This window comes from Flavobacterium sp. 140616W15, assembly GCF_003668995.1.
GTDB lineage: Bacteria > Bacteroidota > Bacteroidia > Flavobacteriales > Flavobacteriaceae > Flavobacterium.
The window spans coordinates 2,376,007-2,390,126 of sequence record NZ_CP033068.1; the positions used below are offsets into that span (position 1 = coordinate 2,376,007).

Genomic DNA, 14,120 nt, shown 5'->3' on the forward strand with positions numbered 1-14,120 from the left:
ATATTACTATAAAGACTATTATTGTTTTAAAACAACTTCTTCTATAGTATTTACTTTGTTTTGATAATATTTGTATGTTTCTAATTGTGCTCTAAATACGGCATGATGGTTTCTAGCTTTGTATTTATTATCTAATTTATAAGAATGAAAACGGACTTTTACATTTCCTTTCCAAGCAATATTAAAATTATCTATTAACTCATTTTTAATTGCTTGATCATAAATTGGACAAGTTACTTCTACTCTTCCGTCTAGATTTCTTGTCATAAAATCGGCTGATGATATATACACCTCGCTCAATCCTGCATTACCAAAAATATAAACTCTTGAATGCTCCAGATAATTATCAACAATACTTATTGCTTCTATATTTTCACTCATTCCAGGAATTCCAGGAATTAAAGAACAAATCCCTCTTACTTGTAGTTGAATTTTCACCCCTGCATTACTCGCCTCGTATAATTTATCTATCATTTTATAATCCGATAAACTATTCATTTTAAGCTTTATATATGTCTTACGACCTGCTAGCGCATGAAGAATCTCTCTGTCGATTAATTTTACAAATTTAGATCTTGTGTAATGTGGCGATACTATTAAATGTTTGTAACGGTGCACTCTGTAATTAATGTCAAAGAATTCAAATATCTTAGAAATATCTTTTAGAATTTGTTGATGACTTGTAAATAATGTAACATCGGTATAAATCTTAGCCGTTGATTCATTGAAATTACCTGTCGAAATAAATCCATATCTTTTGGTTTTTCCTTCATCAACTCTTTCAATCACACATATTTTACTATGCACTTTTAGCCCTTTAATTCCAAAAATAAGGTCAATTCCTTCCATTTGCATTTGCTCTGCATACGAAATATTCGAAGCTTCATCAAATCTAGCCTGTAGCTCTATTTGTACTATTACTTTTTTTCCGTTTTTAGCGGCATTGATTAACGAACTAATTATTTGAGAATTCTTAGCCAAACGGTATAATGTAATCTTAATTGATGTAACTTTTGGATCTAAAGCTGCTTCTCGTAAAAACTTAGTTACGTACGAAAACGACTGATAGGGTGCATTTAGCAAATAATCTTTTTTTCCAATTTTTTCCAATATACTTCCTTCCATACTCAGTCCTGGAATTGGCAATGGTAAATTTCTTTTATATAACAAATCATGTCTTCCTAAATTAGGAAAATTCATATAATCACGTCGATTATGATATCTTCCCCCAGGGATTATACTATCTGTGGAAATGATTTTCATTTTCTCGAGAAAAAACTGTAATGTATCTGGCTCAATTAATTGATCGTAAATAAAACGAACTGGCTCACCTATTCGTCTATCTTTTACTGATGTAGCTATTTTTTCAAGCATACTTTTACTCAAATCACTATCGATATCTAACTGTGCATCACGAGTAATTTTTATCATATGTGCAGAGACACTCTTGTAATCAAAAATGGTGAAAATGCTACTCAAATTATGCCTAATAACATCATCTATCAGAATAATATAATTTTTATCATCATGAGAAGGTAAAACAACAAATCTGTTTATGGTTTTAGGAATTTCGATTACAGCATATCTAACTTCTCCAGTATTGTTCATCTCTAAACGTACTGCCAAATAACCTAAGGTATCTTTTAAAACTGGAAACTCAGCTAAGTCATTTAATATGATTGTAACCAATTCTGGACTTAATTTCTCAATGAAAAAATTCTTTAAATATTCTTCCTGATCTTTTGTAATCTCATTTTCGGTAATAATAAAAATATTCTCTGTTTCAAGTTCTGCTTCAATATTGCTTAATATCCTTAAACTCTCTGATTGTTGCTGAATCACTATTTCAGTAATATCCTTAACTAATTGTTGAGCAGATATTCCTCCTAAGTATTTTTCGCCTGATATTCCTGAAAGACTTAATCTTCGGATAGCGGCAAAACGAACTCTAAAAAACTCATCTAAATTATTCGAAAAAATTCCTAAAAAACGTAATCTGTCTAAAAGTGGTACTGTAATATCAGCTGCTTCTTGTAATACTCTTGCGTTAAATGCCAGCCAACTTTTTTCTCTATCTATATATTTTTGTTCGTACACTGTATTCATTTTAAATCTTTAGGGAAAATGGTTTTTTGAGTTCTGCCTTTATCTATTTTGTCCCAACTTTCTGCTTCAAATTGTAATGATACAAAACCTGAAGTAGGCACATTGTCGATGAAAACATCCCCAAATTTATTAACAAAATTTGTAATAGCCTCGTTATGTCCGAAAAGAATAACACTTTCGAAAGTATTATTACACGATTTGATAACCTTTTCTAATTGTTTCTCATCAAAAGTATAAAGATCGTCTTTGTAAATAATACTTTCTATTGGATATGAAATATTTTGTGCAAAAATAAGTGCTGTTTCTACGGCCCTTGCAGCGGTACTACTCCACATCAAAAAGGTCTTAGGCAGAAAATTTGAAATATTAGCTGAAACGTTATGCGCATCATGAATTCCTTTTTTCATCAAAGGTCTATCAAAATCTTTCAAAGGTGCTTCCCAACTTGATTTTGCATGTCTGATTAATATTAAATTTTTCATATTACGGATACTATTTGTTTTACAAGGAATGTGTTTATAAATTTTATGACTTATATATCCTTTTTTGAATCACTACTAAAAAAAGATACTTTATGATTAAATCTCAAAAATAGCCTTAAAATTTTAGCTACAATTTACAAAAGAATTTCATAAAGACATCTCTTTTATTGATTTTTTATATTTCAGATTTTGTAGTTAAAAGAATTTATGATAGTAAATCATCATAATAAATTCTTAAATAATAATCTTCCAGTTTCGACCTCAATTACTCAAACTACGAATACTATTAAATTTTAACTTTTTGAAATATTTTCAAAAACATCTCAAAAATATTTTCAATAAAACATGTATTTAATCTATGATAAATGTATTTCGTCGAGATTTTTACCTCACGAACAAAACACACTAATAGACTGATTATCAACCATTTAAGTGTTGTTTTATTTTTTCATTTCGAGCTATTTTTTTAAAAAAAAGGGCTTGAAAAAAAATATATTTCAGAAAAAAAAGGGCTATTTTTTTTGTTTTTTATAACAAAAAAATACATTTCAACGAGTATTTGAGTCATTTGCAGGAAAAAAAAATCAATTAAAAATAGACTATATAACTTTGATTATGTTAAAAAATTAAAAATTTAATAAAATATAAAGCTAAAAATATGGGAACTAAAACTACTCTTAAAGCGACAACAAAAACTAATGGATTCTGTAAGCTAAATTTATATTCAAAAAAAGATTTAATTCATATAAATCCAGTTTCAAGAATTAATTCAAAATTTATTTTGGTATTAATTGTCATACTAACTTCAACATTTTCATTTGCACAAAGTGGTTCCTGCAAAGCTACCCTTGTTGTTGAAAATAATGGAAATAATAGAAGTACTCCTCCCAACGGAACTTACTACTCAATGATTCTTACCAACAATAGTTCATCATCAGACACTTACATTTTGGATGCTAAGAACATTAATGCCAGTTGTACCAATACCGATGGTAGTTCTACGGCTAAAAATGTAATTATTAATACTGATTTTATTGATTCGGAAAAAAATGCTATTAGCCAAATTACTGTAAGTGCTGGACAATCTGTAAATTTTTACATCCACGTTACTTTACCAATGGGAACTCCTGTAGAGAAATGGTCTTGCAACCAGATTACTGCAACTTCAAAAAACTGTACAAATTATTCAATTTCTACTGTTTTACATACCTACGTCATTAATCCTGCTAATGATTAAAATAAATATATCAAGTATTCCCTTAAAATAATTAAAAATGGAAAAACTATTACACTCTTCTAGCAATTATTTACGAGATATAAAAAAAATATACTTTGTAATATTATTTCTTCTGACATCTTTATTTGGTTTTGCTCAAACAATAAACACAAACAAAACAGTAACTGCAAACGCGACTAATTGTGGTGTTATTAATGTAAAAGTAGATATTACTGGTTCAAATCCTCCTACTCGAAACTCTGATGTAATTCTGGTTATTGATGTATCTGGTAGTATGGGTTTTGCCATTAATAATGACACAAAAACATCTATGGATTATGCAAAAGCTGCTGCTAAAGCTTATGTTACTCAAGCTTCTTCAAATACAAATAATCGAATTTCTATCGTATCATACACAACAACTGGTAAGCTAGAAATTGGTTTAACTAATTTGACTCCAGCAGGTGTAACTGCTATAAATGCAAAAATTGATGCATTGGTGCCTCTAAACGGGACAAATATCCAAGACGGTCTAGTAAAAGCTGAAACAGAATTAGAAGCCAATGGTAGATTTAATTGTGAAACTTCAAGAGCTATTATTTTGCTAACTGATGGTGTAACGAACTTAACGGGACCTACCGGTAGTACAAGTTGTAACACTAGCACAACTTCTACTTGTGTAACCAGTGCAATAACTGCTGCTACCAATGCAAAAACTACTATAAAATCTTCTATCACCTATAACAATCAAGTCTTTTCGGTTGGTTTATTTGGTGGTATTTCTGGTAATATAAATACTGTAGGAAGCGATCAATACGTAGCTAAATACACTCTAGATCAAATTCAAGGAAGCCCTGCTTATATTACACAAAGCGGAGCGAATTTAACCGCAATATACAATCAGATAGCAACTCAAATTTCTTGGGTTGCCCAAAGTTTAGTAGAAAAAGAAACCGTAATAGCTGGCTTTACAATAGGAGCCATTACAACAACAAAAGGAACAACCTCTACATCTGGTCAAGTAATTACCTGGAATGCCGATTTTTTAAATTCTGAAACTATTACATTAAACTATCAATTAACTCCAACTGGAACCGCATGTGGTACTCAAACAGTTAGTACATCAACTTTAAATTATCAAAATTCTGCCTGCGCCAGTGGTTCTACCCCTATAACATCACCTACTTACTTTGTTCCGTGCGCCCCAGTCATTACTGGAGTTTTAAGTGCCTGCGGTTCAACAACATTAACCGCAACTACAAACGCTACTTCTCCAACCTATATTTGGCTTAAAGATAATGTCGTTATAAACGGACAGACTTCTGCTACATTAGTTGCAACCGCAAGTGGTTCATACACAGTAAAAGTAAAAAATGGTAGTACAAATTGTGAATTAACTTCTGCAGCATCAGTGGTAACTATTAGCCCTGCAGCTGCTTTAGTAGCACCTGTAAATGCAACTCTCACAGGTTGTGGAACTAATGCAATTACAGGACTTCCTTTCAGTTCGGCAAGTGCAACCATAACCCTTGCGCAATTAAATACTGCTGGAGGATCATTAGCTAATAGTGGCTCCATTGGTACTTATACGATATCCTATTCTGATACTACAACTGGTACTTGCCCAATAATAGTAACGAGAACTTTTAAAGTTACTGCAGGTTGTGGTAATGTAACCGCCACTCAAACAATAACTATTCAAGATACGACGGCTCCTACTTGGACTACCGCTCCAACTGCACTGAATGTAACGCTTCAATGTAGCGATACTGCTGGTTTGGCTACTGCTCAAGCAAGTGCTCCTGTAGCAACTGATAATTGTGGTGGAACGGTGACTTATACTAAAGTAAGTGGAGCTTTCGCTGTTTCTTCAACTTGTGCTAATGCTGGAACGTATACTAATACTTGGATTGCTAAAGATGTTTGTAACAACTCTTCTAATACTTTTACTCAAACAATAACTATTCAAGATACGACGGCTCCTACTTGGACTACCGCTCCTACTGCGCTTAATGTTACGCTTCAATGTAGCGATACTGCTGGTTTAAGTACTGCTCAAGCAAGTGCTCCTGTAGCAACTGATAATTGTGGTGGAACAGTAACATATACTAAAGTAAGTGGAGCTTTCGCTGTTTCTTCAACTTGTGCTAATGCTGGAACGTATACTAATACTTGGATTGCTAAAGATGTTTGTAACAACTCTTCTAATACTTTTACTCAAACAATAACTATTCAAGATACGACGGCTCCTACTTGGACTACCGCTCCTACTGCGCTTAATGTAACACTTCAATGTAGCGATACTGCTGGTTTAACTACTGCTCAAGCAAGTGCTCCTGTAGCAACTGATAATTGCGGTGGAACGGTGACTTATACTAAAGTAAGTGGAGCTTTCGCTGTTTCTTCAACTTGTGCTAATGCTGGAACATACACCAATACTTGGATTGCTAAAGATGTTTGTAACAACTCTTCTAATACTTTTACTCAAACAATAACTATTCAAGATACGACGGCTCCTACTTGGACTACCGCTCCTACTGCGCTTAATGTAACACTTCAATGTAGCGATACTGCTGGTTTAACTACTGCTCAAGCAAGTGCTCCTGTAGCAACTGATAATTGCGGTGGAACGGTGACTTATACTAAAGTAAGTGGAGCTTTCGCTGTTTCTTCAACTTGTGCTAATGCTGGAACGTATACTAATACTTGGATTGCTAAAGATGTTTGTAACAACTCTTCTAATACTTTTACTCAAACAATAACTATTCAAGATACGACGGCTCCTACTTGGACTACCGCTCCTACTGCGCTTAATGTTACGCTTCAATGTAGCGATACTGCTGGTTTAAGTACTGCTCAAGCAAGTGCTCCTGTAGCAACTGATAATTGTGGTGGAACAGTAACATATACTAAAGTAAGTGGAGCTTTCGCTGTTTCTTCAACTTGTGCTAATGCTGGAACGTATACTAATACTTGGATTGCTAAAGATGTTTGTAACAACTCTTCTAATACTTTTACTCAAACAATAACTATTCAAGATACGACGGCTCCTACTTGGACTACCGCTCCTACTGCGCTTAATGTAACACTTCAATGTAGCGATACTGCTGGTTTAACTACTGCTCAAGCAAGTGCTCCTGTAGCAACTGATAATTGCGGTGGAACGGTGACTTATACTAAAGTAAGTGGAGCTTTCGCTGTTTCTTCAACTTGTGCTAATGCTGGAACGTATACTAATACTTGGATTGCTAAAGATGTTTGTAACAACTCTTCTAATACTTTTACTCAAACAATAACTATTCAAGATACAACAGCGCCAGCATGGACAACGGCTCCAACTGCGCTTGATGTTACTCTTGAATGTAGTGATACTGCTGGATTAACAACTGCTCAAGCGAGTGCCCCAGTTGCTACTGATAATTGTGGTGGAACAGTAACGTATACTAAAGTAAGTGGAACTTTTGCCCAAGGCAACTGTGTAAACTCTGGAACATATACTAATACTTGGACAGCTACTGATGTTTGTACTAATATATCAAATGTGTTTACACAAGTAATTACTATTCAAGATACAACTGCGCCAACATGGACTACCGCTCCTACTGCGCTTGATGTTACTCTTGAATGTAGCGATACTGCTGGATTAACAACTGCACAAGCGAGTGCCCCAGTTGCTACTGATAATTGTGGTGGAACAGTAACGTATACTAAAGTAAGTGGAACTTTTGCCCAAGGCAACTGTATAAACTCTGGAACATATACTAATACTTGGACAGCTACTGATGTTTGTACTAATATATCAAATGTATTTACACAAGTAATTACTATTCAAGATACAACAGCTCCTACTTGGACTACCGCTCCAACTGCGCTTGATGTTACTCTTGAATGTAGCGATACTGCTGGATTAACAACTGCTCAAGCGAGTGCCCCAGTTGCTACTGATAATTGTGGTGGAACAGTAACGTATACTAAAGTAAGTGGAACTTTTGCCCAAGGCAACTGTATAAACTCTGGAACATATACTAATACTTGGACAGCTACTGATGTTTGTACTAATATATCAAATGTATTTACACAAGTAATTACTATTCAAGATACAACAGCTCCTACTTGGACTACCGCTCCAACTGCGCTTGATGTTACTCTTGAATGTAGCGATACTGCTGGATTAACAACTGCTCAAGCGAGTGCCCCAGTTGCTACTGATAATTGTGGTGGAACAGTAACGTATACTAAAGTAAGTGGAACTTTTGCCCAAGGCAACTGTGTAAACTCTGGAACATATACTAATACTTGGACAGCTACTGATGTTTGTACTAATATATCAAATGTATTTACACAAGTAATTACTATTCAAGATACAACAGCTCCTACTTGGACTACCGCTCCTACTGCGCTTGATGTTACTCTTGAATGTAGTGATACTGCTGGATTAACAACTGCACAAGCGAGTGCCCCAGTTGCTACTGATAATTGTGGTGGAACAGTAACGTATACTAAAGTAAGTGGAACTTTTGCCCAAGGCAACTGTGTAAACTCTGGAACATATACTAATACCTGGACAGCTACTGATGTTTGTACTAATATATCAAATGTATTTACACAAGTAATTACTATTCAAGATACAACAGCGCCAGCATGGACAACGGCTCCAACTGCGCTTGATGTAACTCTTGAATGTAGTGATACTGCTGGATTAACAACTGCACAAGCGAGTGCCCCAGTTGCTACTGATAATTGTGGTGGAACAGTAACGTATACTAAAGTAAGTGGGACTTTTGCCCAAGGCAACTGTATAAACTCTGGAACATATACTAATACCTGGACAGCTACTGATGTTTGTACTAATATATCAAATGTATTTACACAAGTAATTACTATTCAAGATACTACTGCGCCAGCATGGACAACGGCTCCAACTGCGCTTGATGTTACTCTTGAATGTAGCGATACTGCTGGATTAACAACTGCACAAGCGAGTGCCCCAGTTGCTACTGATAATTGTGGTGGAACAGTAACGTATACTAAAGTAAGTGGAACTTTTGCCCAAGGCAACTGTGTAAACTCTGGAACATATACTAATACTTGGACAGCTACTGATGTTTGTACTAATATATCAAATGTATTTACACAAGTAATTACTATTCAAGATACTACTGCGCCAGCATGGACAACGGCTCCAACTGCGCTTGATGTTACTCTTGAATGTAGCGATACTACTGGATTAACAACTGCACAAGCGAGTGCCCCAGTTGCTACTGATAATTGTGGTGGAACAGTAACGTATACTAAAGTAAGTGGAACTTTTGCCCAAGGCAACTGTGTAAACTCTGGAACATATACTAATACTTGGACAGCTACTGATGTTTGTACTAATATATCAAATGTATTTACACAAGTAATTACTATTCAAGATACTACTGCGCCAGCATGGACAACGGCTCCAACTGCGCTTGATGTTACTCTTGAATGTAGCGATACTACTGGATTAACAACTGCACAAGCGAGTGCCCCAGTTGCTACTGATAATTGTGGTGGAACAGTAACGTATACTAAAGTAAGTGGAACTTTTGCTCAAGGCAACTGTGTAAACTCTGGAACATATACTAATACTTGGACAGCTACTGATGTTTGTACTAATATATCAAATGTATTTACTCAAACAATCACTATTCAAGATACAACAGCTCCTACTTGGACTACCGCTCCAACTGCGCTTGATGTTACTCTTGAGTGTAGCGATACTGCTGGATTAACAACTGCACAAGCGAGTGCCCCAGTTGCTACTGATAATTGTGGTGGAACAGTAACGTATACTAAAGTAAGTGGAACTTTTGCTCAAGGCAACTGTGTAAACTCTGGAACATATACTAATACTTGGACAGCTACTGATGTTTGTACTAATATATCAAATGTATTTACTCAAACAATCACTATTCAAGATACAACAGCTCCTACTTGGACTACCGCTCCTACTGCGCTTGATGTTACTCTTGAGTGTAGTGATACTGCTGGATTAACAACTGCACAAGCGAGTGCCCCAGTTGCTACTGATAATTGTGGTGGAACAGTAACGTATACTAAAGTAAGTGGAACTTTTGCCCAAGGCAATTGTGTAAACTCTGGAACATATACTAATACCTGGACAGCTACTGATGTTTGTACTAATATATCAAATGTATTTACACAAGTAATTACTATTCAAGATACAACTGCGCCAGCATGGACAACGGCTCCAACTGCGCTTGATGTAACGCTACAATGCAGTGATACTGAAGGATTAAATACTGCTCAAGCTAATGCTCCAGTTGCTACTGATAATTGTGCAGGAACGGTGACTTATACAAAAACTACTGGTGTTTTCCAAAGAGGAGTTTGTGGAAGTACAGGAACATACACTAACACATGGACAGCAACTGACAGTTGTGGTAATATTTCGGATACATTTACACAAGTAATCACTGTTGAAGATACTGCTATTCCAAATTGGATTACGCAAGTTGGAACATTAGACATTACATTACAGTGTAGTGATAATGAAGGATTAATCAATGCACAAAATCAAGCACCTACCGCTACAGCAAATTGTTCAATAGTAACTTATACCAAAACAAGTGGTCAGTTTTCACCATCACAATCATGTGCTAATGCTGGAACTTACACCAATACATGGGTTGCTAAAGACGATTGTGGTAATATTACTGCAGCTTTCACGCAAGTGATTACTATTGAAGACACTACTAAACCAACTTGGTCAACTAATGCAACTGATCTAAATATCACATTACAATGTAGCGATGCTAGTGGATTGGCAACTGCTCAGGCAACTTTCCCAACAGCAACTGATAATTGTGATACTGATGTAGCAAACATTACAAAAGTAAGCGGACAGTTTGTAGCATCTGAATCTTGTGCTAACTCTGGAACATATACTAACACTTGGACTGTTACAGATAATTGTGGTAATGTTTCTGATACTTTCACGCAAGTGATTACTATTGAAGACACTACTAAACCAACTTGGTCAACTAATGCAACTGATCTAAATATCACATTACAATGTAGCGATGCTAGTGGATTGGCAACTGCTCAGGCAACTTTCCCAACAGCAACTGATAATTGTGATACTGATGTAGCAAACATTACAAAAGTAAGCGGACAGTTTGTAGCATCTGAATCTTGTGCTAACTCTGGAACATATACTAACACTTGGACTGTTACAGATAATTGTGGTAATGTTTCTGATACTTTCACGCAAGTGATTACTATTGAAGACACTACTAAACCAACTTGGTCAACTAATGCAACTGATCTAAATATCACATTACAATGTAGCGATTCTAGTGGATTGGCAACTGCTCAGGCAACTTTCCCAACAGCAACTGATAATTGTGATACTGATGTAGCAAACATTACAAAAGTAAGCGGACAGTTTGTAGCATCTGAATCTTGTGCTAACTCTGGAACATACACTAACACTTGGACTGTTACAGATAATTGTGGTAATGTTTCTGATACTTTCACGCAAGTGATTACTATTGAAGATACTACTAAACCAACTTGGTCAACTAATGCAACTGATCTAAATATCACATTACAATGTAGCGATGCTAGTGGATTGGCAACTGCCCAAGCAACTTTCCCAACAGCAACTGATAATTGTGATACTGATGTAGCAAACATTACAAAAGTAAGCGGTCAGTTTGTAGCTTCTGAATCTTGTGCTAACTCTGGAACATACACCAACACTTGGACTGTTACAGATAATTGTGGTAATGTTTCTGATACTTTCACGCAAGTGATTACTATTGAAGATACTACTAAACCAACTTGGTCAACTAATGCAACTGATCTAAATATCACATTACAATGTAGCGATGCTAGTGGATTGGCAACTGCCCAAGCAACTTTCCCAACAGCAACTGATAATTGTGATACTGATGTAGCAAACATTACAAAAGTAAGCGGACAGTTTGTAGCATCTGAATCTTGTGCCAACTCTGGAACATACACTAACACTTGGACTGCTACTGATAATTGTGGTAATATTTCTGATACTTTCACGCAAGTGATTACTATTGAAGATACTACTAAACCAACTTGGTCAACTAATGCAACTGATCTAAATATCACATTACAATGTAGCGATGCTAGTGGATTGGCAACTGCCCAAGCAACTTTCCCAACAGCAACTGATAATTGTGATACTGATGTAGCAAACATTACAAAAGTAAGCGGACAGTTTGTAGCATCTGAATCTTGTGCCAACTCTGGAACATACACTAACACTTGGACTGCTACTGATAATTGTGGTAATATTTCTGATACTTTCACGCAAGTGATTACAATTGAAGATACTACTAAACCAACTTGGTCAACTAATGCAACTGATCTAAATATCACATTACAATGTAGCGATGCTAGTGGATTAGCAACTGCCCAAGCAACTTTCCCAACAGCAACTGATAATTGTGATACTGATGTAGCAAACATTACAAAAGTAAGCGGACAGTTTGTAGCATCTGAATCTTGTGCTAACTCTGGAACATACACTAACACTTGGACTGTTACAGATAATTGTGGTAATTTTTCTGATACTTTCACGCAAGTGATTACTATTGAAGATACTACTAAACCAACTTGGTCAACTAATGCAACTGATCTAAATATCACATTACAATGTAGCGATGCTAGTGGATTAGCAACTGCCCAAGCAACTTTCCCAACAGCAACTGATAATTGTGATACTGATGTAGCAAACATTACAAAAGTAAGCGGTCAGTTTGTAGCATCTGAATCTTGTGCCAACTCTGGAACATACACTAACACTTGGACTGTTACGGATAATTGTGGTAATGTTTCTGATACTTTCACGCAAGTGATTACTATTGAAGACACTACTAAACCAACTTGGTCAACTAATGCAACTGATCTAAATATCACATTACAATGTAGTGATGCTAGTGGATTGGCAACTGCTCAGGCAACTTTCCCAACAGCAACTGATAATTGTGATACTGATGTAGTAAACATTACAAAAGTAAGCGGACAGTTTGTAGCATCTGAATCTTGTGCTAACTCTGGAACATACACTAACACTTGGACTGCTACTGATAATTGTGGTAATATTTCTGATACTTTCACGCAAGTGATTACAATTGAAGATACTACTAAACCAACATTTAATGGAGAGCTTCCTACTGATATGCTTGTATCGTGTGATAACGTTCCTCAAGCTGCTAATATAACTGCATCAGATAATTGTAACCTTGATATTCCTGTAGTTTATACAGAAACAAAAAGTAATATTGAAAACGAATGTAGTACAAACTATATATTAACTCGCAAATGGACAGCTAGTGATTGTTCTGGTAATACCGTTTCGTTTACTCAAATAATTACAGTAAAAGACACTACTCCTCCTACAGGAACTGCACCAGCTGATATTACAAACCTAGTGAACATATCAGATATTCCTGTAGCGAATCCGAATGCTATAACAGACGCTGCTGATAACTGTAGCGAAACTGTAAACATAACAGTAAGCGATTCTAATAATGGAGGTACTAGTTGTGCAGGCGTTCCGTATATCCTAACAAGAACATACACCTTAACAGATTGTGCTGGTAATAAAACCATATTGGTACAAACAATAACAATTAAACGTGAAGTTATACAACCAAGAGTGGTCTTCCCTGATCAGGCTTGTAATGCTGATGACTCAACTGTTAATTTATTTGTTCCACTACCAAGAAACACAACTACTGTAGGTACATGGATAGATACTGATAACACCAATGCTTTACAAGGTAGCACTGTTACCACATTCGGACTTCCTGTTGGTACTTACTCATTCGAATATCAAATACAAGATGAAGTTTGCCCAAGAAGCTTATTTGTAAACCTTACTGTGAATGATGAATGTAAAGTACTAGGATGTGGAAACATATTAGTTCATAATGCATTCTCTCCAAATGGGGATAACTTCAATGATAAATTTGTTATCGACAATATAGATAATACAACCTGTTATCCTGATAATACTGTCGAAATATATAACCGTTGGGGAATACTTGTATTTGAAACTAGAAACTATAATAACACAACAAATGCTTTTGAAGGATTCTCAAGAGGAAGAACAACTATAAGCGAACCATCTGGACTTCCAACAGGAACGTACTTTTATATTCTAACTTATACTTCTGTTGATGGAAACGGTGCAATTCAAACCAATAAAAAAGATGGATATTTATATCTAACAAGATAAATAAATAAAAACACAACTTACTGACAATACATCGATTACATTGTCA

Annotated in this window: 4 protein-coding genes; 2 read left to right on the forward strand and 2 right to left on the reverse strand. The window is 35.5% G+C overall.

All coding sequences use genetic code 11. The annotated features are described in order from the left end of the window. Positions 1 to 18: 18 nt before the first annotated feature. On the reverse strand, positions 19 to 2,106 hold the full coding sequence (gene ppk1 / locus EAG11_RS10150; RefSeq protein ID WP_129539077.1) for a polyphosphate kinase 1: 2,088 nt from the start codon (positions 2,104 to 2,106) through the stop codon (positions 19 to 21). After that, positions 2,103 to 2,588: a histidine phosphatase family protein gene (locus EAG11_RS10155; RefSeq protein WP_129539078.1), complete on the reverse strand. Its 486-nt coding sequence runs from the start codon at positions 2,586 to 2,588 to the stop codon at positions 2,103 to 2,105. Before EAG11_RS10155 ends, ppk1 begins: the two co-directional genes overlap by 4 nt. A 658-nt stretch (positions 2,589 to 3,246) precedes the next feature. Here EAG11_RS10155 and EAG11_RS10160 point away from each other — a divergent pair. Together EAG11_RS10160 and EAG11_RS10165 are read left to right on the forward strand one after the other, a co-directional pair. After that, positions 3,247 to 3,825: a hypothetical protein gene (locus EAG11_RS10160; protein ID WP_129539079.1), complete on the forward strand. Its 579-nt coding sequence runs from the start codon at positions 3,247 to 3,249 to the stop codon at positions 3,823 to 3,825. Between the two features lie 37 nt (positions 3,826 to 3,862). After that, entirely contained in the window at positions 3,863 to 14,074 is a 10,212-nt protein-coding gene (locus EAG11_RS10165; RefSeq protein ID WP_129539080.1) for an Ig-like domain-containing protein, read from the forward strand. Positions 14,075 to 14,120 lie beyond the last annotated feature (46 nt).

Coding starts and splice junctions, on each gene's coding strand:
- EAG11_RS10160 (WP_129539079.1), top strand. CDS start 3,247: ATGGGAACTAAAACTACTCTTAAAGCGACAACAAAAACTAATGGATTC.
- ppk1 (WP_129539077.1), bottom strand. CDS start 2,106: ATGAATACAGTGTACGAACAAAAATATATAGATAGAGAAAAAAGTTGG.
- EAG11_RS10165 (WP_129539080.1), top strand. CDS start 3,863: ATGGAAAAACTATTACACTCTTCTAGCAATTATTTACGAGATATAAAA.
- EAG11_RS10155 (WP_129539078.1), bottom strand. CDS start 2,588: ATGAAAAATTTAATATTAATCAGACATGCAAAATCAAGTTGGGAAGCA.